We start from the raw sequence: 22,630 nt of genomic DNA, 5'->3' as shown, positions 1-22,630 counted from the left end.
CAACTTTTCCAAGTTGGCAGAAGTTCTGCCTTCCGGCTCGCACCGTCCACCGTTTCTCCATCGGCACCCGAAGGGGGATTCGCCGTGCCCGCTCCCGCCCTCCTCTCCGCCACCCTCGTCCTCGCCCTCGAACAGCTCGTGCAGTGGAAGTACGGCACCGCAGGCGCGCTCGGCCTGCTCCTGTTCACGGTCGGCCGCAAGGCCAAGAGCCCGGCGGTCAGCTCCGCCGGCGCGATCCTGCTCGCGCTGCTCCTGACCGGGCCCGCGATCTGAGCGCCTCGGGGTCTACGGCGTCAGCTCCAGCTCGGAGCTGATCGTCTCCCACAGCGCGTCGAACCACCGCCGGGACTCCGCCACGAAGGCGGCGTCCCGCGTTTCGGTGTCCCCCGCCCCGGCCCCGGCATCCCGCGCCCCGGCATCCCGCGCTCCGGCGTCCGACCCGAAGGCGAACAGCATCGAGCGCGTGCCGTCCGCGTCGTACAGCGGGATCGGCTCCTCGCCGAACCCCTGCTCATGGCGCCCCAGGGTGTAGTACGCGAACAGCGCCTCGGCCTCGTTGAGCAGGTAGAGCTTGACCGGGGGCGTGAACGGCAGCGCACGGAAGGCCAGCCGCACCTCGATGCCGTGCGTGGTGCGCAGGGCCAGCAGGTTCTGCCGCAGCACCATGCCCTGCGCGTTGCGCACCGCCAGCCAGCGCTCGTGCAGCCGCCCGCCGTCGCCCGCGCGCACCGGGTCCACCGGAGTCGGGAAGGCCAGCTCGATCCGGCGGCTGGGCAGCAGCACCCGGACATCGATCTTGGCCGGTTTCAGCTCCCCCGCGTGGATCAGCCGCAGCTGCTCGCCGACGGCCAGCGTGAGCGACACCGAGGTCAGGCAGAGCGCGTCGATCCGCACCTGGGGGGCGGCGAAGGCGGCCGCGACGCGCGGGCCGAGTCCCACCACGGTGGGCTGCGGCGGCGCGGCGGACCACCCCGGCCACGCCCCCTGCGCCACCCTGGCCGGGCTGCCCTTGGACACCCCGGTGAGCAGTCGCTCCGCGTGCAGGATGTCCAGGGCCTGGCGGACCGCGCCGCGCTCCACGCCGAACTCCTCGGCCAGCTCGGCCTGGGTGGGCATGCGCTGCCCGGGGCGCAGTGCGCCGGAACCGATCCGGCTGCGCAGCTCGTCGGCGATCTCCCGGTGGGACGCGCGGGACGCGCGGGGTCCCCTGGCGGAGGTGTGCTCCGGGTCCACGGGCAAACCGTACAACTTCCCGCCAACTTGTGGCAGTTCAGCGACAGCTGGTTATGAGACGCCTTCCGGCGGAGATAACTAGAGATGAGTTGGCAGCCAACTCGACTGACATGGTCAAGCTTTCCAGCGGTTGGCCGTACCGGGGACGGCCGGCGAAGCGCACAGCCACAACTGAAGACGCGGACAACTGAAGACGACGACAACTGAAGACGACGAGCACAGCCACAACTGAAGAACGCACAGCACAGCCACAACTGAACAGCTCGCTACGGATGCACAGCTCAGCGCCGCCGATGAGGGGAGCGGTCAGAAGTCGTCCGGGCACCACGGGCGCCCGGGCGAGCGGAACAGGGCGTCGGCCTGCCGGGCGGCGCCCTCTCGCGCTGCCCGGACCCGGCCCAGCGCGGCCAGCCGCAGCAGCGACTCCCCGCCGAGCCAGACGGACGCCAGCTCCGAGACGCCCAGGGTCAGATCGGGGCTCGCGGTGGTGGCCGTACAGGACGCGCCCTGCGCGGAGGTTTCCAGCCGGTAGCGGCCGCCCGTGTATCCGGCCTCGTCCGTGACCTCCAGCACCAGCGCGCCCTCCTGGTCGTAAGCACGCGCCTCCAGGGCCCGTGCGACGTCCAGGATCCGCACCCACAGCAGGTCCGCCTGCTCGGTGATCCGGGCGGCGCGCGGGTCGGGCAGGAAGGACGGGAGCAGGTCGTCGGGGCCCCGGCCGCCGCTGTCGACCTTGGTGATCCAGTCGATGGAGCACAGGTAGTGCCACAGCGCGCGCTCGGCCGCCGGGGTGGTCCCGAAGAGCCGCTCGACGCGCGCGGTCTGGTCGGGCTGCTGGCCGGTCCAGGTGTCGTCGCTGCGGTACGTCACCAGGCCCTGGGCCTCGCCGGACGCCGAGCGGTACAGGGCGTGCACCGGCTCCACGTAGTCGGCGTGGGCGCGCAGCGAGCCGGTGAACTGCTCCCACCACAGCTCGTCGCGGCTGACCGCGCCGGGCTGCGCGCGGCGGAACCGGTCGAACAGCTCGGGGCCCAGCTTGCGCACCTCCGCGCCGTCCAGCAGCTCGATCCTCCCGCCGTCGTCCGGGACCGGCCGGCGGCGGTCGAGACCGGCGCGCGGGACGTCCACGGTCCACCGGGACAGCCAGGTGGCCGGGCCGAAACCGAAGCGGCCGTAGATCGGGTACTCGGCGGCGAGCAGGGTGGCGACGACGTCCCCGCGCTCCCGGGCCGCCGCGAGGTCCTGCGCCATCATCCGGCTCAGCAGGCCCCGGCGGCGGTGCGTCGGGCTGACGGTCACGGCGCTGATGGCGTCGGCGGGCACCACACCGCCGCCCACCGTGGTCAGCTCCTGCTCGAAGGAGCGGAACGTGGCCACCCAGCGGCCGCCGTCCACGGCGCCGAGGTAGCGGCCCGGGGTGAACTTCCGCCGTCGGGCGTCGAGTTGCTCACGGGCCAGGGCCGGGGGCTGGGTGAATCCCACGGCCAGGGCGCGCTGCCAGTCGTCGAAGTCGGCCTCGGTGGCGGTGCGGACGTCGTTCATGCGCCCACGGTAGGCATCCGTCCCGCCGGATGTCCTCCCGATTTCCGCCCCTTGGTCCCCTCGCACCGGCGGGGCGTCACACCAGCAGGTCGTCCACCTGGGCCTCGCCCACCCGGTAGCGGCGGGCGATCTCCCCGCCGCACCCGTCGGCGGTGTGCTGGAGACGCTGGCGGCGCCGCGACACCTCCTGTTCGTACCGCTCCAACCGGCCCATCGCGGCGCTCAGTTCGAGGTCCGTGCGGGCGGTGAGGTCGCTCAGCTCCACCTCGCCGAGCATCTCGGCGGCGAGCCGCCGTACCTCCTCGCCCCGGGGGGTGCCGACGGTGACATGGCGGGCCGAGGAGCGCTGGCGGGCGGGGGCGTCGCGCAGGATCTCCGGGAGCCGCTCGACCACGGAGGCGTCCTTCGGCGCGGGCGCGGCCGCCCGGCCGCGGCGGGCCAGCTCGGCGTGCAGGATGTCGATCCGGCCCTGCAACAGCCGCCGCACATAGCTGAGATCGGCCTCGTCGCGCTGGGCGTCGCGGCGCAGCGCGCGCAGCTCGGACAGGCTCAGCCGGGACAGTTCGGACGGGGCCGGCCGGGACGGCTCGGGCGCGGGCGGGCGCACGGCTGCCGGTGTGATCATGGGCTCGTCGGCCCGCTGCACGGGCGGCCGGTACGTCCCCTGCGGGGCCGGCAGTTCGCTGGTGCTGGATGTGCTCATATGGATCGGACCGTCCCCTCGACCGGCGTGTGACAGCATCGTGCCACCCCCGGCGCACCGTATGTGACCGAGTGCCCCCGAACAGCCCCGGATGGGCGGTAAGGGTTCCATAAGTTCTTCCTGTGCCCGCGTCCCGGAGGCCCGCCCGCGACCACCGCGCTCCGGGGTACCCGGCATCATGGTCCGCATGCGAGCGGTGGTGCAGAGAGTGGACGGCGCGAGCGTCGTCGTGGACGGCGAGACGGTGGGCGCGATCGAGGGCGAGGGCCTGTGCGTCCTGGTCGGCGTGACCCATGAGGACACCAAGGAGAAGGCGGCGCAGCTGGCCCGCAAGCTCTGGTCGGTGCGGATGCTGTCCGAGGAGCGTTCGTGCAGCGACCTCGACGCCCCGCTGCTCGTCATCAGCCAGTTCACCCTCTACGGCGACGCCCGCAAGGGCCGCCGCCCCACCTGGAACGCGGCGGCCCCCGGCGAGGTCGCCGAGCCGCTGGTGGAGGAGGTCGTGGCCCAGTTGCGGGCGCTGGGCGCGACGGTGGCGACGGGGCGGTTCGGGGCGCGGATGCGGGTGTCGCTGACGAACGACGGGCCGTTCACGGTGCTGCTGGAGATGTAGCCGGGGGCGAGCGCCCCGAGGGGGCGCGGGGAACCGCGCGACCGGCCACGGTCGTCCGCGCGGTCCCCGGCCCGTCGGGCTACGGCTCGACCACGACCTCCTGCGCCGCCGCCGTGTCTCCGGCCAGGAGCGCCGCGTCGACCGGGACGTTCCGCTTGACCAGGGCGAGCGCCACCGGGCCCAGCTCGTGATGCCGTACCGACGACGTCACGAAGCCGATCTTGCGGCCCTCGGGGCCCTCGTCCGCGAGCCGGATCTCCGTGCCCGGCGCCGGCAGGTGCACATCGCTGCCGTCCAGGTGCAGGAAGACGAGCCGGCGCGGCGGCTTGCCGAGGTTCTGCACCCGGGCGACGGTCTCCTGCCCCCGGTAGCAGCCCTTCTGGAGGTGCACGGCCGTGCCGATCCAGCCCAGCTCGTGCGGGATCGTGCGGTGGTCGGTCTCGAAGCCGAGCCGCGGGCGGTGGTGCTCGACCCGCAGCGCCTCGTGCGCGAGCAGCCCCGCGGCCGGGCCGTGCGCCGCCGCGAAGGACTCCAGGTCCGCGCGCGGCAGGAAGAGATCACGGCCGTACGGGGTCTCGCGCACGACGACGCCCTCGGGCACCTCGGCGATGGACCCGGCCGGCAGGTACACCACGGCGAACTCGTCGGTGCGGTCGGCGACTTCCACCCGGTAGAAGAACTTCATCGACTCCAGGTACGCGACCAGCGCCTCGCGGGTGCCCGGCTCGACGTGCGCCCAGACCGTCGTACCGTCGTCCACCAGGTACAGGGCGTGCTCGATGTGCCCGTTCGCCGAGAGGACCAGCGCCTCGGTCGCCTCGCCGGTGGGCAGGTCGCTGACGTGCTGGGTGAGCAGCAGGTGCAGCCAGCTCAGCCGGTCCGCGCCGCTGACGGTGAGCACACCGCGGTGCGAGAGGTCGACGAATCCGGTGCCGTCGGCGAGCGCGCGCTGCTCGCGGAACAGATCGCCGTAGTGGGCGGCGACGCCTTCGTCCACGCCCTCGGCGGGGACGGCGCCGGGCAGGGACAGCAGGGGGCTCTTCATACGCGCAAGCCTACGACGTGCTGGTTGAGCTCTTCAGGGAGCAGTCCTTGCAGCGGCCGAAGATCGCGAAGTGCTTCATGTCGGTGTCGAACCCGAACTGCCGCCGCAGCTTGTCGGTGAACTCCGCCGCCACGCTCACATCCGCCTCGATCACGCTCTCGCAGTCCCGGCACACCAGGTGCAGATGGTGGTGCCGGTCGGCGAGGTGGTACGTCGGCGCGCCGTGCCCCAGATGGGCATGGCTGACCAGGCCCAGCTCCTCCAGGAGCTCCAGCGTGCGGTACACGGTGGAAATGTTGACCCCCGACGCCGTCTTCCTCACTTCCACGAGGATGTCGTCGGGGGTCGCGTGTTCAAGGGTGTCCACGGCTTCGAGGACAAGTTGCCGCTGCGGAGTCAGCCGGTAGCCGCGCTGCCTGAGGTCGCTCTTCCAGTCGGTGCTCACCACACCGACGAGTCTAGAACCACGCCCGCCGCGCGGAGAGCCGCCAGGGGCCTCGGGGGCCTACTTGAAGAAGGCGATGCCGTCGTCGGGCATGTCGTCCGGCAGGGCCTTCGCCCAGCGTTCGACGTCCTCGGGGGTGACGACCTTCTTCAGGTGGGCGGACATGTAGGGGCGCAGCTCGACCTCGGGGGTCTGCTTCTCGCCGACCCACATCAGGTCGCTCTTCACATAGCCGTACAGCCGCTTGCCGCCGGTGTACGGCTGGGCGGCGGCGGTGCGGGCGACGGCGTCCGTGACCAGGTCGATCTGGGGCTTCTTGTCGGCCATCTCGCCGTACCAGATCTCGATGGTGCCGTCGTCGCGGGTCATCGTGACCTCGACCTTGCGGTCGGCGTCGATCCGCCAGAAGCCGGACTCGGTCTCCAGGGGGCGGACCTTGTTGCCGTCGTTGTCCAGCACCCAGGTGCGGGAGTGGTACTCCAGGAAGTCGCGGCCGTCGTGGGCGAAGGTGACTTCCTGGCCGAAGTTGCACTTCTCGGAGCCGGGGAAGTCATGCACGCCGGCGCCGGCCCAGTCGCCGAGGAGGAAGGCGAGCGGGACGAGGTCCTTGTGCAGGTCGGACGGGATCTCGATCATGAGCGGTGCTTCCTGGTGGGAGGGTCAGCGCTGGCCCTGGTACAGCTTCTTCACGGTCAGGTAGGCGAAGGCGAGCACGCCGACGCAGACCAGGACCAGCAGGGTTTCGAAGAAGATCTCCACGGGTGCTCCTTGAGCGAGGGTGGGCATACGACAGAGCCGGAGCCCAGCTTACGCGGCCGGGCCCCGGCTCTCTTTCCGAGGTGGGGTTCAGTCGAGCAGCTCCTCCTGGAGCGCCACCGTCTGCTGGACCTGCTCGGCGCCGTACGGCCCGGGTTCGTCGTACGCGGGCGGGCGGGCGGATCACGATTCCGGGAAGCGCGGGGCGGGGAGGCCCGGACGTGCCGAAGGGCCGCACCCCGCCAGGCGTCCAACCCAGGGGTGCGGCCCTTCCGCGTGTGCCGTCAGACGGCGATGGCGACCTCCGCGAGCCCGCCCTGCTGCGCCACGACCGTGCGGTCGGCGGTGCCGCCCGGCACCAGCGCGCGCAGGGTCCACGTGCCCTCGGCCGCGTAGAAGCGGAACTGACCGGTCGCCGAGGTGGGCACCTCCGCGGTGAACTCGCCGGTCGAGTCGAGCAGACGGACGTAGCCCGTCACCGGCTCGCCGTCGCGGGTCACCTGGCCCTGGATCGTGGTCTCACCGGGCTTGATCGTCGAGGCGTCGGGGCCACCGGCCTTCGCTCCGCACATGCTGTTTCTCCAGAGGTCGCTTGGGATCGCTTACTTGTTGGCGCCGAGCTCGATCGGCACGCCGACGAGCGAGCCGTACTCGGTCCAGGAGCCGTCGTAGTTCCTGACGTTCTCCACGCCGAGCAGCTCGTGCAGCACGAACCAGGTCAGGGCCGAGCGCTCACCGATGCGGCAGTAGGCGATCGTGTCCTTGGCCAGGTCCACGCTCTCCGCGGTGTAGAGCTCCTTGAGCTCGTCGTCCGACTTGAACGTGCCGTCGTCGTTGGCGTTCTTCGACCACGGGATGTTGCGCGCGCTCGGCACGTGGCCCGGGCGCTGCGACTGCTCCTGCGGCAGGTGGGCCGGGGCGAGCAGCTTGCCGGAGAACTCGTCGGGCGACCGGACGTCGACCAGGTTCTGGGCGCCGATCGCCTTGACGACGTCGTCGCGGAAGGCGCGGATCGCGGTGTTCTGCGGCTGGGCCGAGTACGAGGTCCGCGCGCGCTCGGGGACCTCGTCGCCGGCGACCAGCTCGCGGGCGTCCAGCTCCCACTTCTTGCGGCCGCCGTCGAGGAGCTTGACGTTCTCGTGGCCGTACAGCTTGAAGTACCAGTAGGCGTACGAGGCGAACCAGTTGTTGTTGCCGCCGTAGAGGATCACCGTGTGGTCGTTGCCGATGCCCTTCTCCGACAGGAGCTTCTCGAAGCCCTCCTGGTCGACGAAGTCACGGCGCACCGGGTCCTGGAGGTCCTTGGTCCAGTCGATGCGGATTGCGTTCTTGATGTGGTTCTTCTCGTAGGCGGACGTGTCCTCGTCCACCTCGACGACCGCGATGGTCGGGTCGTCCAGGTGCTCCTGCAGCCAGTCGGCGTCGACCAGGACGTCGCTGCGACTCATGCTCTTTCTCCTCCGGGGCAGTTACGGCGGGGCGTGCGAGTGCGAAGGGGCGCGCGCCCGGGGTGCGAGCGGCGCACGGGTGCCCAGCAGGGCAGGCGTGAAAGACGCGGAAGCGGAACTTCCGCTCAGAAGGGGCGACAGAGCATGGCGGCGACGCGGCACAGGTCGACTGCCCGCCGCTTCGTGAGATCCGCCTGTCCCCGCGACCGGAGGACGCTTGTCGAATACCGCATGGTCTCGATCGTAGGTACGCGAGGGCGCGTGTGTCACCGGCGTGTCGCATGGCGAGACACGATCGTCCGAATGGCGGGATGAAAAGAGCGCCCGGCGGCCGACGGAAGGCCCTCCGGGCGCTCGGCGCGCCAGCGCATCTACGGTACGGACGTCACCGTCTCGCCTGTCGGACGAACGGTGCCCACCCGGGCCGTTTCGCGGCTTCTACCCCGCCAGCCTGACGTCCGAACCCCGCACGCTGATCTTCACGCCGTCCGGGGCGGCCTCCACCTTGGCCAGCTTGATGCCGCCCGGCAGCTGGTCGATGACCTGCTGGAAGTCGGTGATCGTACGGACCCGGTCCTCGGCGAGTCCGAGGCCGGCGACGGCGGGGAGGGAGTCGGCGTGCACCTCGACCTTGTTGTTCACGACGCTGACGGTGCTCAGGACGGAGACCGTGCGGTCGATGGGGATGGCGCCGGCGATGGTGCCGTTCACCTTGACCGCGACCTTGATCTTGCCGTTGCCGCCGTCGGAGAGGCCGACGACCTTGGCGTGCACGCCGAGGCCGATGTCGGTGGGCTGCGACTTGGCGGTCTTCATCAGCTCGTCGTACGCGATGGTCGCGGTACCGGTGGCGCTGGAGGCGGTGGCCGAGCTGTAGTCGCCGGAGAAGGAGACGCCCTTCATGTCGGCCTTCAGGTCGTCGATGCGGATCGTCTTGCCGGCCTGCCCGGTGGCCGCGTCGTAGCTCTTGATCCCGACCTCGACGTCGTCCAGCGAGCCGCCGGCGACCTGGGTGAGGAACGGGAAGCCCTTGATGTCCACGCTCGGTGTCGCCGACAGGTTCTCCGACGACTTCAGCTTGTCCGCGGCCTCTCCCTGGGCGAAGTGCACCGCCACCCGGTCCACGATCACGAACAGCCCGCCCAGGATCACGACGATGATCAGCAGTATTCGCAGGGCGCGCATGTGGTGGTTCCCCCCCAGGTCGACGTAGGTCACGGCTACGCAACGGTAACGCCGCGCGGCTTCGCGGAGGGTAAATGTCGATCAGCTGTGACAGGGCACGCAGGGGCAGGGGGCGATCCGAACCGCGGGACCGGCCCTCGGGCCGATCCACGGGCCGATGCGAGCGGCCCCCACTATGGCGCCGAACAAGGCCCCCGGCCCTACCCTGGAGGCATGTACGCACGGCGACGTCACGTGTACTTCGCCATGATGGGGATCTGTGTCGGCCTCTTCGTCCTGGCGTGGGCCGTCGTACGGATCTGGTCCGTCCCGGCGGCCGTCGGCATGTGTGTCGTCGCCATGGTGATCCCGCCGGTCGCCGCGATGATCGCGAACCGGCGGGGGCCGGAGGACCGCTGGTGGGACGACCCCTCCGGCGATCCCCAGTCCGACGAGTGGTGGGACGAACTGGACGGCAAGAAGCGCCCGCGCCCCTGAGGGACTCCGTGCCAGTACCCCTGAGGGACCCGTACTAGTAGACGAGCGCCTGCGTGTCGTCGGCCAGCGCCTCCTGCACGAAGACCTGCGCACCCGCGATGCGGACGCCCTCGACGACGTCCTTCTCCGTGATCTCCCGCCGGGCCGCGCACTGGGTGCACAGCGTGACGCGGCCGGCCGCGAGGACGGAGTCGATCAGGTCGGGCAGCGGGGCCGCGTGCGGCAGCTCGAACTCGGCGGCCCGGCCCGGCAGCGCGAACCAGGACGACTCCCCGGTCAGCCACAGCGAGACCTCGACCCCGCTGGCCACGGCCACCGCCGCCACCGTGAACGCCTGCGAGCAGCGCTCGGGAGCGTCCGCCCCGGCCGTCACCTTGATCACGAGCTTCTTCGCCATGCGGGAAGGGTAGCCCGCCGGGTGGTCAGCCCAGCACCCGTCCCAGTGCCCACACCACCGGTGCCGCCGCCGACAGCGGCAGGGCGACGCCCGCGGTGAAGTGGACGAAGCGGGAGGGGAAGTCGTAGCTGGCGACCCGGTGGCCGACCAGGGCGCACGCGCCGGCCAGGGCGCCGAGCAGGGCGCCCTGCTCGCCGAGACCGGTCATGCCGCCCACCGCGATGCCCGCGCCCGCCGCCGCGAGCAGCGAGACCACGATGGACGCCGGGGTCGGCAGCGGCAGCGCGCGGGCCAGCGCGGCGACCGCCACCGCGGCCGCGCCCACCGAGGTCGCGTGCGGATCGGCGCCCAGATAGCCGGTGGCCAGGATCGCCAGGGCCGCGGAGGCGACCGTCGCCATCAGGCCGTACATCCGCTCGTCCGGCGAGGCGTGCGAGCGGAGCTGGAGGACCAGCGAGAGCAGGACCCAGACGCCGAGGGTGCCCAGGATCGCGGCGGGCGCGTTGTCGCGGCCCGCGCCCAGGACCGCCGCGTCGGCCGCGAGACCGCCCAGGAACGCCAGCGCGATGCCCTGCCGGGCCGGCCACATGCCGTTCAGCCGGAACCAGCCCGCCGCCGTCACGGCCTGGAGCAGCACCAGCGGGACCGCCAGGGCGTACGAGCCGAGGCCCGCCGCCGCGGCCAGCAGCAGGCCGAGCAGCGCGGTGAGCAGCGCCGGCTGCATCCCGGGCTCGATGACCGGCGAACGGCCCTCCAGGCGGGCCCGCTGCGCGTCGGTGACCCGGGAGTTGCCGGCGAGCGTCGCGGGGCCGTAGGAGGGGTCGTCACCGGACGGTTCCGGGGCGCCGGGACCCCCTGCCGAGGGCGCGGGCGCGACCGGCGCGGCGGACGGGGGGCGGCCGTCGGCTGCGGGTGAGGCCGGGACTGCGGCTGCGGCTGTGCCGTCGGGTACGGCTGCGGCATCTGCGCCCCGGGCTGCGGGTGCGCCATCGGCTGGGGTCCGGGGTGCCCCGTGTGCTGCTGCGGGTGCGGGTGGGCCATCGGCTGCGGGCCGGGGTGCCCCATCTGCTGCTGGGGCTGCGCCCCCGGGAACCCCTCGCCCCGCTGCTGGTACCCCTGCTGCTCGTACCCCTCGTACCCCTCGTACCCCTGCTGCGGATACCCCGTCACCGGCGGCAGGTACGCCGTCGCCTCCGCCGCCTGGACCGGGGCGTGGGTCTGGGTCTCCCAGGTCTGGCCCTGCCAGGTCTGGGTGAGCTGCGGGTCGTGGGGCCCCTGGGCGTCCTGCGCCGCGGTTTTCTGCCAGTCCTGCTGCGGCGCGGGCCGCTGGTACGGGTCGTAGCCCTCGTACGGGCCGCCCTGATACGGCTGGTCGGTCATCGACTCACCCTCCTGCGAACGGCGGGAGCACCTCGACCGTGCCGCCCTCGGCCAGCCGTACCGTCTCATGCGCGCGCGTGCCGACGGGGTCGCCGTCGATCAGATAGGAGCAGCGCTGGAGCACGCGGGTGAGTTCACCGGGGTGCCGGGTGCGCACGGCGGTGAGCGCGTCGGCGAGGGTGGCCGCGTCGTACGGCTCCTCGGCGACACCGGCCGCGGCCTTGGCGGCGGCCCAGTAGCGCACCGTGACCTTGGGCATCTGGTTCCTCAATCGACGGCTGGTAAAAGTCAGTAAGTAACGGGAGCCAGGCTAGCCGGACCGGCGGGCGGCCCAGTCCCCGATGCGGTCCACCAGGGCGTCGTCCGCGGCGTGCTCCGCGTGGCCCATGCCCGGCTCCAGCCACAGTTCGGCGTGGCCGCCGGAGGCGTCGGCGAGCATCCGGGGGTGGTCGAGCGGGAAGTAGCCGTCCCGGTCGCCGTGCACGATCAGCAGCGGGGTGGGGGCGATCAGCGGGACCGCCTCGACGGGCGAGAGCGGTATGGGGTCCCAGTCGCGGTGGTGGATGCGGGTGCGCAGACCGTAGCGGCCGACCAGCCGGCCCTCGGGGCGGGTGACCAACCAGTGCAGCCGGCGCATGGGGGCGGTGCCCCGGTAGTACCAGCGGGCGGGCGAGCTGACCGCGGCCACCGCGTCCACCGTGCCGGGGTGCAGGGCCGCGTGCCGCAGGACCACCGAGGCGCCCATGGAGAAGCCGACGGTCGCGACCCGCCCGTGCCCGAAGCCCCGCGCCCAGGCGAGCGCGGCGGCGAGGTCGAGGACCTCCTTGTCGCCGACCGTGGACCGGCCGCCCGAGCGCCCGTGGCCCCGGAAGGAGAAGGTGACCACGGCGCCGTAACGGGCGAGCCCGGCCGCCACCCTTCGTACGTGCGGCCGGTCCACGTCCCCCGTGAAGCCGTGCGCGATCACCAGCACCGGGGCGTCCGGGTCGTATACGGCCGCCCCCGGGTCGTATACGACCTCGACCGGAACGCCGTCCGCCGTGCGCAGGTATGTCCGGACAGGGCCTGGTCTGCCTGTCTCGGCATCCGGACGTACGGTGGAACGTGCCACATGTCCTGCCGGGCGATTGCTCATGTGGGCTATTCTGCTGGGCAGAGGACTCGGGCAGCGTTGCCACCGGGTCCTTTTGTGCTTTCGGAAGCGTTGTATACGGAGCGGACTCTCTCGGCGTCCCCCGGGTACGAGCCTTCGGGATCGCAGAGCAGTGCCCGTCCGCACAGTTCTCGCAGGGACCGAGGAGGAACCAGACGTATGAGTTCTCTGCTGCTCCTGACCAACGCCCTCCAGCCGTCGACGGAGGTCCTGCCGGCCCTCGGCCTGCTCCTGCACAACGTGCGGGTCGCTCCCGCCGAGGGCCCCGCGCTGGTCGACACGCCCGGCGCCGACGTCATCCTGGTCGACGGCCGCCGCGACCTGCCGCAGGTGCGCAGCCTGTGCCAGCTGCTGCGCTCCACCGGCCCCGGCTGTCCCCTGCTGCTCGTGGTCACCGAGGGCGGCCTCGCCGCGGTCACCGCCGACTGGGGCGTGGACGACGTGCTCCTCGACACCGCGGGCCCGGCCGAGGTCGAGGCGCGGCTGCGGCTCGCCATGGGGCGCCAGCAGCTCACGCACGACGACTCGCCGATGGAGATCCGCAACGGCGACCTCTCGGTGGACGAGGCGACGTACTCCGCCAAGCTCAAGGGCCGGGTCCTCGACCTGACCTTCAAGGAGTTCGAGCTGCTGAAGTACCTCGCCCAGCACCCGGGCCGGGTCTTCACCCGCGCCCAGCTGCTCCAGGAGGTCTGGGGCTACGACTACTTCGGCGGCACCCGGACCGTCGACGTGCACGTACGGCGGCTGCGGGCCAAGCTCGGCCCGGAGCACGAGTCACTGATCGGCACCGTACGGAACGTCGGTTACCGATTCGTCACCCCGGAGAAGGGCGACCGGGGCGGGGACGACGCCAAGGCGAAGACGAACCGGGCCAAGCCGGACGAGGCGGACGCGTCCCGCGCCCCGATCGAGGACGAGGTCCACGCGGACGCCTGAGCCCCGCACCGCCCGACACCTCCCGACGATTTCCCGCGCACAGCCAGAGCGCCGAACACCCTGCCCGCACTGGGTCAATCCGCGTAGACTCCGCGCGTGGCCAAGGTGACTCGGGATGATGTGGCGCGGCTGGCGGGGACGTCCACCGCCGTCGTGAGCTATGTCATCAACAATGGACCCCGGCCGGTCGCCCCGGCCACGCGCGAGCGTGTCCTCGCCGCGATCAAGGAGCTGGGGTACCGCCCGGACCGGGTCGCCCAGGCGATGGCGTCCCGGCGCACCGACCTCATAGGGCTGATCATCCCGGACGCCCGCCAGCCCTTCTTCGGGGAGATGGCGCACGCCGTGGAACAGGCGGCCTCCGAGCGCGGCAAGATGGTGCTGGTCGGCAACACCGACTACATCTCCGAGCGCGAGGTCCACTATCTGCGGGCCTTCCTCGGGATGCGGGTCTCCGGTCTGATCCTGGTCAGCCACGCGCTCAACGACCAGGCCGCCGCCGAGATCGACGCCTGGGACGCCCGCGTGGTGCTGCTGCACGAGCGGCCCGAGGCCATCGACGACGTCGCCGTGGTGACGGACGACCTCGGGGGCGCCCAGCTCGCCGTGCGCCATCTGCTGGAGCACGGCCACCCCTACGTCGCCTGCATGGGCGGCACCGCGGACACCCCGGCCGTCGGCGACCCGGTCTCCGATCACGTCGAGGGCTGGAAGCGGGCCATGGCCGAGGCGGGCCTGAGCACCGAGGACCGGCTGTTCGAGGTGCCGTACAACCGGTACGACGCCTACCGCGCGGCCCTGGACATCCTGTCCGGGCCCAAGCGGCCCCCGGCGATGTTCTGCTCCACCGACGACCAGGCGATCGGCGTGCTGCGGGCCGCCCGCGAGCTGCGCATCGACGTGCCCGGCGAGCTGGCCGTGGCGGGCTTCGACGACATCAAGGAGGCCGCGTTCGCCGATCCGCCGCTGACCACGGTCGCCTCGGACCGCTCGGCGATGGCGCGGGCGGCGGTCGATCTGGTGCTGGACGACGGGCTGCGGGTGGCCGGGTCCCGGCGCGAGCGGCTGAAGACGTTCCCCTCCCGGCTGGTGGTGCGCCCCTCCTGCGGGTGCGGTCTCTGACCACGTCGTCCGAGCGCCGAGAGGCGTCTTTATATCGGGCAAACGAGGTTCTGCCGGGCTTCTCAGCGAGCACTCAGGAAGCTCTCATGGTCGCCGGGGACGCTTCTTCCATGACCGAGAGCTTCCGCCGCAGCGGCGAGTACGACTACGACGACCCGCAGGGTCCGTACAGCCGGAGTCAGAGCTACTCCGCTCCCGTGAACCCGGAGTGGCCGCCCCCGCCGGCGTACCAGCCGGCGGCCACCCCGCCGCTGCCGGCCGCCGGGCCGGAACCGGAACCGAGGCGCGGGCGCGCCCGGGGTTCCGTCGCCCTCCTCGCGGCGGTCGCGATCGTCGCGGCGGCGGTCGGCGGCGCCACCGCGTACGGCTTCCAGGAGCTCGCCGGCAAGAACGACGTGACCGCCACCGGGACCGGCACCGCCGTGGTGCCGGCCGGCAAGAAGGGGAACGTCGCCGCGATCGCGGCCGCGGTCAGCCCGAGCGTGGTGGAGGTCAACGCCACCCTCGACAACGGCTCCTCCACCGGCTCCGGCGTGGTCATCTCCTCCACCGGGGAGATCGTCACCAACAACCACGTCATCGCGGGCGCGCGGTCGGTCAAGGTGCGCACCAGCGACGGGCACAGCTACACCGCCGACGTGGTGGGCACCGACAGCTCCAAGGACCTCGCGCTGATCAAGCTGGAGGGCGCCTCGGGGCTGCGGGCGGCGAGCCTCGGCAGCTCCGGCGGGGTGCAGGTCGGCGACTCGGTCGTGGCGATCGGCTCCCCCGAGGGCCTGACCGGCACCGTCACCAGCGGCATCGTCTCGGCGCTCGACCGGGACGTCACCGTGCCCACCGACGAGAGCCAGGCGCAGGGCCAGGGCGGCGACGGGAGCTGGCCGTTCCAGTTCGGCGGCCGCAACTTCAACGGCGACACCGGCTCGTCCACCACCACGTACAAGGCGATCCAGACGGACGCCTCCCTCAACCCCGGCAACTCCGGCGGCGCGCTGATCGACGCGGCCGGCAACATCATCGGCATCAACTCCGCGATGTACTCGTCGAGCCAGCAGGCGTCCTCGTCCTCGGACGCGGGCAGCATCGGCCTCGGCTTCGCGATCCCCGTCGACACGGTCAAGTCCGACCTGGCCAAGCTGCGCTCGGGCGGACGGAACTAGGGCCCTCAGGGGCTCACCAGGGGCCCTCAGGGGCTCACCCGGTCCTCACCAGGGCCTTTCAGCATCACTCGGGGTGTCTGGAGGAACATCATGATCCAGCTGACCTTCCACCGGGAAGCGGGCCGCGGCCCGGCCGACCTCACCGTCGCCCTCGCGGTGGCGCGCGGGCTGCACACGCCGGCCGCCCCCGGACCCCGCGCCGCGGAGATCGTCCCGGCGCACGTCCCCCAGCTGATGGGGCTGCGCCGCAGCGCCGCGGACCGGCACCACCGCCGGGGCCACAAGGTGCCGCTGCACCGGCTGACCGCGATGCGCAATCTCGCGGCCCTCACGGCCTGACCCCCGTCGTCCGCGCCTCCCGGCCCGCCGCCATGGGAGGCTGGAGGACACGTCACCGGGACACCGGGACGCCACGTCTCCCGGACGACCCGGACACGATCAGACCCCCGTCCCACGACCCATCTCCACAAGGAATCGCGAGCATGAGCCCCGCCGAAGGCGACCGTGACACCCAGCGCATCCTGATCGTCGACGACGAGCCGGCCGTACGCGAGGCGCTCCAGCGCTCCCTCGCCTTCGAGGGGTACGACACCGAGGTCGCCGTCGACGGCGCGGACGCCCTGGAGAAGGCCGCGGCCTACCAGCCGGACCTGGTCGTCCTGGACATCCAGATGCCCCGGATGGACGGTCTGACGGCGGCCCGGCGCCTGCGCGGCGGCGGGGACACCCTCCCGATCCTCATGCTCACCGCCCGCGACACGGTCGGCGACCGGGTGACCGGCCTGGACGCGGGCGCCGACGACTACCTCGTCAAGCCCTTCGAGCTGGACGAGCTGTTCGCCCGGATCCGCGCCCTGCTGCGGCGCAGCTCCTACGCGGCCGCCGTCTCCCCGGCGGCCCAGGCGGACGAGGCCCTCACCTTCGGCGATCTGCGCATGGACCTCGCGACCCGGGAGGTCACCCGGGGCGGCCGGCAGGTCGAGCTGACCCGCACCGAGTTCACGCTCCTGGAGATGTTCCTGGCGCACCCGCGCCAGGTCCTCACCCGGGAGCAGATCCTCAAGGCGGTCTGGGGCTTCGACTTCGAGCCGTCCTCCAACTCCCTCGACGTGTACGTGATGTACCTGCGCCGCAAGACCGAGGCGGGCGGGGAGCCCCGGCTGGTGCACACCGTGCGGGGCGTCGGCTACGTCCTGCGGCAGGGCGGCGCCGAGTGAACAAGGTCGTACGGCGTTACCGCTCCCTTCCGCTCCGGGCCAGGCTGGCCGTGCTGGTCGCGGCGGCGGTGGCGTTCGCGGTGGCGGCGGTCTCGGTGACCTGCTGGTTCATCGTGGAGCGCAAGCTGTACGAGCAGATCGACAGGGACCTGGAGAGATCGGCGCCGCGCCCGGCGGCGGAGGCGGTGTACAAGCTGCTCGCCTCCTGCCCGGCCAAGCCGGTCGACCCCTCCCCCTACGGCGGCCTGCGCACCCACGAGACCGTCTACTCGCAGCTGGTCAAGCCGGACGGCACCCCCTGCGTCCCCTCGGACTCCCCGGGCACGGTGAAGACCACCGGTGCCGACCGGGCCGTGATCCGCGACGGCGGCACCCACAGCAGCGGCATCCTGCGCAACGGCACGGACTCCCAGGGCAACGACCTCCGGGTGCTCACCATGCCGCTCGTGATCGACACCAACGTGGGTCCCCAGCTGTATCCGGGCGCGGCCATGATGATCGCCGTACCCCTGAAGAACACCCAGAAGACCCTCAACGACCTCGCGCTCATCCTGCTGCTGGTCTCCGGTGTCGGCGTCCTCGGGGCGGGCGCCGCGGGCCTCGCCGTCGCCCGGGCCGGGCTGCGGCCGGTGGACAAGCTCACGGAGGCCGTGGAGCACGTCTCCCGCACCGAGGACCTGACCATCCGCATCCCGGTGGAGGACGACAGCGAGGACGAGGTGGCCCGGCTGTCCCGGTCCTTCAACTCCATGACCGCCTCGCTGGCCGGCTCCCGGGAGCTCCAGCAGCGGCTGATCGCGGACGCCGGGCACGAGCTGCGCACCCCGCTGACCTCGCTGCGCACCAACATCGAACTGCTCACCCGCAGCGAGGAGACCGGCCGCCCGCTGCCGCCCGAGGACCGCAAGGCGCTGCTGAACTCGGTGAAGGCGCAGATGACGGAACTGGCCTCGCTGATCGGCGACTTGCAGGAGCTGTCGCGTTCGGAGGGGCAGCGCGGCGAGCGGGTGCAGGTGGTGCCGTTCCAGGACACCGTGGAGGCGGCGCTGCGCCGGGCCCGGCTGCGCGGCCCGGAGCTGACCATCACGGCGGACCTGGAGCCCTGGTTCGTGGTCGGGGAGCCGTCCGCGCTGGAGCGCGCGGTGGTCAACATCCTGGACAACGCGGTGAAGTTCAGCCCGGAGGGCGGCACCGTGGAGGTCCGGCTGACCGACGGCGTCCTCACCGTCCGCGACCACGGACCCGGCGTCCCCGAGGACGAACTCCCTCATGTCTTCGACCGCTTCTGGCGCTCCCCCGGCGCCCGCGCGCTGCCCGGCTCCGGCCTCGGCCTGTCCATCGTCGCCCGCACGGTCCAGCAGTCCGGCGGCGAGGTCACGCTGGCCCCGGCCCCCGGCGGCGGCTCGGTGGCGACCGTACGCCTGCCCGGGGCCCCGGTACCCCCGCCGGAACCGGCGGCGGCCGAGGTGGCAGGGTAGCGGCGTCCGGTCCTTTTGAAGGGTCACCATGTCCCGCGTACCCACCTGCGTACTCAGCAGCTTCCAGGCGCCCCTGATCCTGCACGGCCACGACCCCGACCGGTTCGTGCAGATCGGTTCCCTGACCAAGCCGCTCACCGCGACCGTGCTGACCGCCCTGGCCCATCGCGGGGTCCTGGCCCTCGACGACCCGATCGAACGGTTCCTGCCGGCGCCCGGCGGCACGGGGATCACCCTGCGCCACCTCGCCGAGCACACCTCGGGCCTGCCCCGGCTGCCCGGCGGCATCCGCGGACGCGACCCCTACGCGGGCTTCGACGAGCGGGCCCTGGACGCGGTCGTACGGCGCCTCGACACCCTGGCCACGGCCCCCGCGGGCAGCGCCGAGGAGTACTCCAACCTCGGATACGCCCTGCTCGGCGCCGCCCTGGTCGCGGCCACCCGCACCCCGTACGAGGAGCTCCTGCGCCGCCATGTCCTCGACCCCCTCGGCATCACCGACGTCGGCGCCGATCCCCCGGCGGACGTCCGGCTGTGCCGCCGGGGGCTGTTCGGACGGCCCGGGCGCCCCTGGACCATGACCGGCGCGATCCTGCCCGCCGGGGGTCTGTGGGCGACCCCCCGGGCCACCGCCCGCCTCGTCACCGGCCTGCTGGTCGAGCGCGGGCTCGGCGAGCCCGCGCCGGGGTGGCAGCGGACGGGGCGGCTGCTGTGGCACAACGGCGCGACACGCGGCGCGTCCGTCTTCGCCGGCGTCGTGCCGCGGGGCTGGATCGTCGTCCACCGCCTGACCGGTGCGAGCGACGCGACGGACAAGCTGGCCATGGACACCCTGAGCGCCTTCGTGCGGTCCGCGTGAAGGGCGCCGCGGCGCCGTCCTGGTGAACGCGCCCCGGCCGAACTCCCGGCCGGTGGTCACGGCGGCGCCCGTGACCGCCCCGTACCCTCGTACGCATGAGCAGCGACGACACCGTACGGGCCTTTCCCGCCCGCTCCATCGAGACCCATTCCGCGCTCACCCCGGACCAGGCCGAGGCCGTGCTCACCCTGCTCGGCGAGGCCGCGCGGGTCGACGGTCAGCAGCCGGTGTCCGAGCAGGGCCGTCTCCAGCTGCGCGCGGGAGCCCGGGAGGGCGTCTCGCATCTGCTGCTGTCCGTCGACGGCCAACTCGTCGGCTACGCCCAGCTGGAGGACACCGATCCGGTAGAGGCGCCGGCCGCCGAACTCGTCATCGGCCCCGAGTACCGCGGGCACGGGCACGGGCGGGCGCTGGGCGCGGCCCTGCTCGCCGCCTCCGGCAAGCGGCTGCGCGTGTGGGCCCACGGCGGCCACCCGGCCGCCCGCCATCTCGCCCAGGTGCTCGGCCTCACCCTGTTCCGCGAACTGCGCCAGATGCGGCGGGAGTTGACCGGTCTCGAACTGCCGGACCCGCAGCTGCCCGAGGGCGTGCGGGTGCGCGCATTCGAGCCGGGCGAGGACGACACCGCGTGGCTCGCGGTCAACGCGGGCGCGTTCGCCCACCACCCCGAGCAGGGCTCGCTGACCCAGCGCGACCTGGACGACCGCAAGGCCCAGCCGTGGTTCGACCCGGCCGGGTTCTTCCTCGCCGAGCGGCGCGGGGAGCTGATCGGCTTCCACTGGACGAAGGTGCACGCAGAGGAGGGCCTCGGCGAGGTCTATGTGCTCGGGGTCCGCCCCGGCGAGCAGGGCGGCGGCCTCGGCAAGGCGCTCACCACCATCGGGCTGCGCCACCTCGCCGCGCAGGGCCTGCCGACCGCGATGCTCTACGTCGACGCCGACAACAAGGCCGCGGTCTCGGTGTACGAGCGGCTGGGCTTCGCCACGTACGAGACGGACCTGATGTACCGCACGGAGACGTGACCTAGAAATGTGACATAAGACCCGCAGGGCGCCCTTAAGGGGCGGTCGTCTTGACGGCCGCCCCTTCTTTGCACCACCCTTTCACTACTCAATTAGTGAAAGGGTGGTGCTCTCGCGTGGTCGAATACCGCATCGACCGGCACAGCGGTGTCGCCACATACGTCCAGATCGTCCAGCAGACCAAACAGGCCCTGCGCCTGGGCCTGCTGCGCCCCGGCGACCGGCTGCCGACGGCCCGCGAGGTCGTCGAGGCCACCGCCATCAACCCCAACACCGTTCTCAAGGCGTACCGCGAGCTGGAGCGGGAGGGCCTGGTCGAGGCCCGGCGCGGACTCGGCACCTTCGTACGCCGCGCGCTGGGCGCCGCCCCCGCCGACTCCCCGCTCCGCACCGAGCTGGAGGACTGGGCCCGCCGCGCCGGCGCGGCCGGCCTGGAGCGGGAGGACGTGGCCGCGCTCTTCACCGCCGTACTCGACAAGCACTTCCAGGGAGATCCGTCATGAGCAGCGACACGGCCCTGCGGGCCGACGCTCTGGGCAAACGATTCGGCAGCCGGGGCGGCTGGGCCCTGCGGGACTGCGCCTTCGCCCTGCCGACGGGTCGCGTGTGCGCCGTCGTGGGCCCCAACGGGGCGGGCAAGTCCACCCTCCTGTCCCTCACCGCCGGGCTGACGGGCCCCACCGAGGGCACCCTCGCCGTCCTCGGCACCACCCCCGCGCAGGCCCGCCCCCGGGTCGGCTACGTCGCCCAGGACAAGCCGCTGTACCCGCAGCTCACCGTCGCGGAGACGTTGCGCATGGGCGCCGACCTCAACCCCGGGCGCTGGGACGCGGAGCTGGCCGGCCACATCGTCGGGCAGCTGGACGCGTCCGCCCGCGTCCGCACCCTCTCCGGCGGCCAGCGCACCCGCGTCGCGCTCGCCCTCGCCCTCGGCAAGCGGCCCGACCTGCTGCTCCTGGACGAGCCGATGGCCGACCTGGACCCGCTGGCCCGGCACGAGCTGATGGGCACGCTGATGGGCCAGGCCGCGATGCACGGCACCACGATCGTGCTCTCCTCGCACGTCATCGCGGAGCTGGAGGACTCCTGCGACCATCTGCTGCTGGTCGCGGGCGGCCGCATCCGGCTGGCCGGCGAGATCGACGAGCTGCTCGGCTCCCATCTGCGGGTCAGCGGCGCCGCGAGCGCCGACCTCGCCCCGCACACCGTCGTCGAGTCCCGCGTCACCGGCCGCCAGCTCACCGCGCTGATCCGCCCGGCCGGACCGCTCGCCCACGACTGGCGCACCACCGCGCCCTCCCTGGAAGAGCTGGTCCTCGCCCACCTGCGCGACGCCGGCGCCCCGAACCCCGCCGAGGAGCGTGCCGCGTGAGCGCCATGACCCTGACCGCCGCCCCCGCCGACCGGCCCCGGCAGACCCGCTGGCTGCTGCGCCTGCACCGGCCCGCGCTGTACACCTGGGCCGTGCTCTGGCTCGCCCTGGTCGCCCTGCTCATCGCCCTCTCCGGCCCGCTCGCGGACGCGGCGGCCGAGGGCTGGCGGCAGTACGAGGCATGCGGCATGAGCGAGCGGTGCAGCTACGACCAGAACGCGATCCTGCGCTACAAGTCCTCCTACGACTACGCCACCATCGCCCTGAACGTGCTGCCCTTCCTGCTGGCCGCCTGGGCGGGCGCCGCGCTGACCGGCCGCGAGCTGGAGTCCGGCACCGCCCGGCTCGCCTGGACCCAGGCCACCTCCCCGGCCCGCTGGCTGGCCGTGCGCCTCGCCGTCCCGGCGCTCGGCGTCACCGTCTGCACCGCACTGCTGGCCTGGCTGCACCACCGCGCCTGGGCCGCGGGCCAGGGCCGGATCGACTCCGCCAAGGAGTGGTACGACCGCTTCACCTTCCACGCGGGCGGCCCCACCCTCGTGGCCATGGCCCTCGCGGGGCTCGCGGCCGGCGCCCTGGCCGGCCTGCTGCTGCGCCGGACGCTGCCCGCACTGGCGGTCGGCCTGGTGGCGGCGGGCGTCGTGCGCGGGCTGACCGAGCTGGCGATGCCGCACCTGTGGCCCGCGGTGACCCGGCTGAGCACCGTCGACCAGGGCTTCCTCGGCAAGGGCATGGTGGTCGACCAGGGCATGGTGACCGCCTCCGGCGCCCATGTGCCGCCCCCGACGTGCGACTCCCCCGCGTCCTGCGCGACGGCGTTCGACCGCTTCACCGGCCGCTACAACACCTACCAGCCGCAGTCCCACCTCTGGGACCTCCAGCTCACCACCACCGCGCTGACCCTGGCCGTCGCCGCGCTGCTGGTCACCGGCTGCTTCCTGGTGCTGCGCCGGCAGACCGGGACGCTGCGCGCCGCGCGGGCCACCGGCTGACGCCTTCCGACCCCGGTGCGGGACCGTACGACGGCGTACGGTCCCGCGTCCGCGTTCCCGAACCCGTACGGCTTGGGACGACCGTGCCCGAG

General features: G+C 72.7%; 26 protein-coding genes and 1 pseudogene. 14 read left to right on the top strand and 13 right to left on the bottom strand.

The features are described from left to right. Nucleotides 1–84: 84 nt before the first annotated feature. Nucleotides 85–273, top strand: a complete 189-nt coding sequence (locus tag GHR20_RS19700; RefSeq protein WP_111583964.1) for a hypothetical protein — start codon at nucleotides 85–87, stop codon at nucleotides 271–273. A gap of 12 nt (nucleotides 274–285) precedes the next feature. On the opposite strand, the gene GHR20_RS19695 is transcribed toward GHR20_RS19700, so the two are convergent. The 3 genes from GHR20_RS19695 to GHR20_RS19685 form a co-directional block, all read right to left on the bottom strand. Next, a complete protein-coding gene (locus tag GHR20_RS19695; RefSeq protein ID WP_153813924.1) occupies nucleotides 286–1,239 on the bottom strand; it encodes a winged helix-turn-helix domain-containing protein in 954 nt (317 codons plus the stop codon). Nucleotides 1,240–1,539: 300 nt separating this feature from the next. Continuing rightward, a complete protein-coding gene (locus tag GHR20_RS19690) occupies nucleotides 1,540–2,775 on the bottom strand; it encodes a GNAT family N-acetyltransferase (protein WP_153813923.1) in 1,236 nt (411 codons plus the stop codon). 76 nt (nucleotides 2,776–2,851) lie between these two features. Further along, complete coding sequence (locus tag GHR20_RS19685) at nucleotides 2,852–3,478, bottom strand: aerial mycelium formation protein (RefSeq protein WP_153813922.1); 627 nt, start codon at nucleotides 3,476–3,478, stop codon at nucleotides 2,852–2,854. A gap of 187 nt (nucleotides 3,479–3,665) precedes the next feature. Here GHR20_RS19685 and dtd point away from each other — a divergent pair, with 187 nt between their 5' ends. Next, nucleotides 3,666–4,091, top strand: a complete 426-nt coding sequence (dtd, locus tag GHR20_RS19680) for a D-aminoacyl-tRNA deacylase (protein WP_111584049.1) — start codon at nucleotides 3,666–3,668, stop codon at nucleotides 4,089–4,091. A gap of 79 nt (nucleotides 4,092–4,170) precedes the next feature. Here dtd and GHR20_RS19675 read toward each other — a convergent pair whose 3' ends face one another. From GHR20_RS19675 to GHR20_RS19645, 6 genes are all read right to left on the bottom strand, one after another. Then, nucleotides 4,171–5,136 (bottom strand): folate-binding protein YgfZ, encoded by a 966-nt coding sequence (locus GHR20_RS19675; RefSeq protein ID WP_111583968.1) that lies wholly within the window; start codon nucleotides 5,134–5,136, stop codon nucleotides 4,171–4,173. Between the two features lie 10 nt (nucleotides 5,137–5,146). Continuing rightward, entirely contained in the window at nucleotides 5,147–5,584 is a 438-nt protein-coding gene (locus GHR20_RS19670) for a transcriptional repressor (RefSeq protein WP_111583969.1), read from the bottom strand. 57 nt (nucleotides 5,585–5,641) lie between these two features. Then, nucleotides 5,642–6,217: an FABP family protein gene (locus GHR20_RS19665; RefSeq protein WP_111583970.1), complete on the bottom strand. Its 576-nt coding sequence runs from the start codon at nucleotides 6,215–6,217 to the stop codon at nucleotides 5,642–5,644. A gap of 404 nt (nucleotides 6,218–6,621) precedes the next feature. Next, the gene (locus tag GHR20_RS19655; RefSeq protein ID WP_006348354.1) at nucleotides 6,622–6,909 is read right to left on the bottom strand and encodes a DUF1416 domain-containing protein; all 288 of its coding nucleotides are present in this window, start codon (nucleotides 6,907–6,909) and stop codon (nucleotides 6,622–6,624) included. 30 nt (nucleotides 6,910–6,939) lie between these two features. After that, nucleotides 6,940–7,785 (bottom strand): sulfurtransferase, encoded by an 846-nt coding sequence (locus GHR20_RS19650; protein WP_153813921.1) that lies wholly within the window; start codon nucleotides 7,783–7,785, stop codon nucleotides 6,940–6,942. 438 nt (nucleotides 7,786–8,223) lie between these two features. Continuing rightward, entirely contained in the window at nucleotides 8,224–8,970 is a 747-nt protein-coding gene (locus GHR20_RS19645) for a DUF2993 domain-containing protein (protein ID WP_153816051.1), read from the bottom strand. A 213-nt stretch (nucleotides 8,971–9,183) separates the two neighbouring features. Between GHR20_RS19645 and GHR20_RS19640 the strand changes: the two genes are divergently transcribed. After that, nucleotides 9,184–9,447: a DUF3099 domain-containing protein gene (locus tag GHR20_RS19640; protein ID WP_111583975.1), complete on the top strand. Its 264-nt coding sequence runs from the start codon at nucleotides 9,184–9,186 to the stop codon at nucleotides 9,445–9,447. Between the two features lie 34 nt (nucleotides 9,448–9,481). Here the strand turns inward: GHR20_RS19640 and GHR20_RS19635 are convergent, their stop codons facing one another. The 4 genes and pseudogenes from GHR20_RS19635 to GHR20_RS19620 form a co-directional block, all read right to left on the bottom strand. Continuing rightward, nucleotides 9,482–9,844, bottom strand: a complete 363-nt coding sequence (locus GHR20_RS19635) for a DsrE family protein (RefSeq protein WP_111583976.1) — start codon at nucleotides 9,842–9,844, stop codon at nucleotides 9,482–9,484. A gap of 25 nt (nucleotides 9,845–9,869) precedes the next feature. Further along, nucleotides 9,870–11,224, bottom strand: a pseudogene (locus tag GHR20_RS19630) (hypothetical protein). Between the two features lie 4 nt (nucleotides 11,225–11,228). Further along, complete coding sequence (locus GHR20_RS19625) at nucleotides 11,229–11,483, bottom strand: MoaD/ThiS family protein (RefSeq protein WP_111583978.1); 255 nt, start codon at nucleotides 11,481–11,483, stop codon at nucleotides 11,229–11,231. 51 nt (nucleotides 11,484–11,534) lie between these two features. Further along, nucleotides 11,535–12,359: an alpha/beta fold hydrolase gene (locus GHR20_RS19620; RefSeq protein WP_153813919.1), complete on the bottom strand. Its 825-nt coding sequence runs from the start codon at nucleotides 12,357–12,359 to the stop codon at nucleotides 11,535–11,537. Nucleotides 12,360–12,536: 177 nt separating this feature from the next. On the opposite strand from GHR20_RS19620, the gene GHR20_RS19615 reads away from it, so the two are divergent. The 11 genes from GHR20_RS19615 (at nucleotide 12,537) to GHR20_RS19565 (ending at nucleotide 22,538) form a co-directional block, all read left to right on the top strand. Next, nucleotides 12,537–13,316, top strand: coding sequence for a response regulator transcription factor (locus GHR20_RS19615; protein ID WP_111583980.1), 780 nt, complete (start codon nucleotides 12,537–12,539; stop codon nucleotides 13,314–13,316). Between the two features lie 96 nt (nucleotides 13,317–13,412). Beyond that, nucleotides 13,413–14,438 carry a LacI family DNA-binding transcriptional regulator gene (locus tag GHR20_RS19610; protein ID WP_111583981.1) on the top strand — a complete coding sequence of 342 codons (1,026 nt, stop codon included), beginning with the start codon at nucleotides 13,413–13,415 and terminating at the stop codon, nucleotides 14,436–14,438. Nucleotides 14,439–14,548: 110 nt separating this feature from the next. After that, entirely contained in the window at nucleotides 14,549–15,598 is a 1,050-nt protein-coding gene (locus GHR20_RS19605) for a trypsin-like peptidase domain-containing protein (protein WP_153813918.1), read from the top strand. 90 nt (nucleotides 15,599–15,688) lie between these two features. Continuing rightward, on the top strand, nucleotides 15,689–15,937 hold the full coding sequence (locus GHR20_RS19600) for a hypothetical protein (RefSeq protein ID WP_148025077.1): 249 nt from the start codon (nucleotides 15,689–15,691) through the stop codon (nucleotides 15,935–15,937). 143 nt (nucleotides 15,938–16,080) lie between these two features. Continuing rightward, nucleotides 16,081–16,815, top strand: a complete 735-nt coding sequence (locus GHR20_RS19595; RefSeq protein WP_111583983.1) for a response regulator transcription factor — start codon at nucleotides 16,081–16,083, stop codon at nucleotides 16,813–16,815. Continuing rightward, the gene (locus GHR20_RS19590; RefSeq protein ID WP_153813917.1) at nucleotides 16,812–18,293 is read left to right on the top strand and encodes a HAMP domain-containing sensor histidine kinase; all 1,482 of its coding nucleotides are present in this window, start codon (nucleotides 16,812–16,814) and stop codon (nucleotides 18,291–18,293) included. The genes GHR20_RS19595 and GHR20_RS19590 overlap by 4 nt, the downstream gene beginning before the upstream one ends. A 28-nt stretch (nucleotides 18,294–18,321) precedes the next feature. Then, on the top strand, nucleotides 18,322–19,152 hold the full coding sequence (locus GHR20_RS19585; protein ID WP_153813916.1) for a serine hydrolase domain-containing protein: 831 nt from the start codon (nucleotides 18,322–18,324) through the stop codon (nucleotides 19,150–19,152). Nucleotides 19,153–19,247: 95 nt separating this feature from the next. Beyond that, nucleotides 19,248–20,174, top strand: coding sequence for a mycothiol synthase (gene mshD, locus GHR20_RS19580; RefSeq protein ID WP_153813914.1), 927 nt, complete (start codon nucleotides 19,248–19,250; stop codon nucleotides 20,172–20,174). A 116-nt stretch (nucleotides 20,175–20,290) separates the two neighbouring features. Continuing rightward, on the top strand, nucleotides 20,291–20,677 hold the full coding sequence (locus GHR20_RS19575) for a GntR family transcriptional regulator (protein ID WP_111583987.1): 387 nt from the start codon (nucleotides 20,291–20,293) through the stop codon (nucleotides 20,675–20,677). Further along, a complete protein-coding gene (locus tag GHR20_RS19570) occupies nucleotides 20,674–21,546 on the top strand; it encodes an ABC transporter ATP-binding protein (protein ID WP_153813913.1) in 873 nt (290 codons plus the stop codon). Before GHR20_RS19575 ends, GHR20_RS19570 begins: the two co-directional genes overlap by 4 nt. Before the next feature lie 5 nt (nucleotides 21,547–21,551). After that, nucleotides 21,552–22,538 carry an ABC transporter permease gene (locus tag GHR20_RS19565; RefSeq protein ID WP_153816050.1) on the top strand — a complete coding sequence of 329 codons (987 nt, stop codon included), beginning with the start codon at nucleotides 21,552–21,554 and terminating at the stop codon, nucleotides 22,536–22,538. The last annotated feature ends 92 nt before the right edge of the window (nucleotides 22,539–22,630 follow it).

Origin of the sequence: Streptomyces sp. SUK 48 (assembly GCF_009650765.1) — a bacterium.
Taxonomy (GTDB): Bacteria; Actinomycetota; Actinomycetes; order Streptomycetales; family Streptomycetaceae; genus Streptomyces.
The sequence above is the reverse complement of the archived record's forward strand: the minus strand, read 5'-3'. Positions and strand labels throughout refer to the sequence as shown.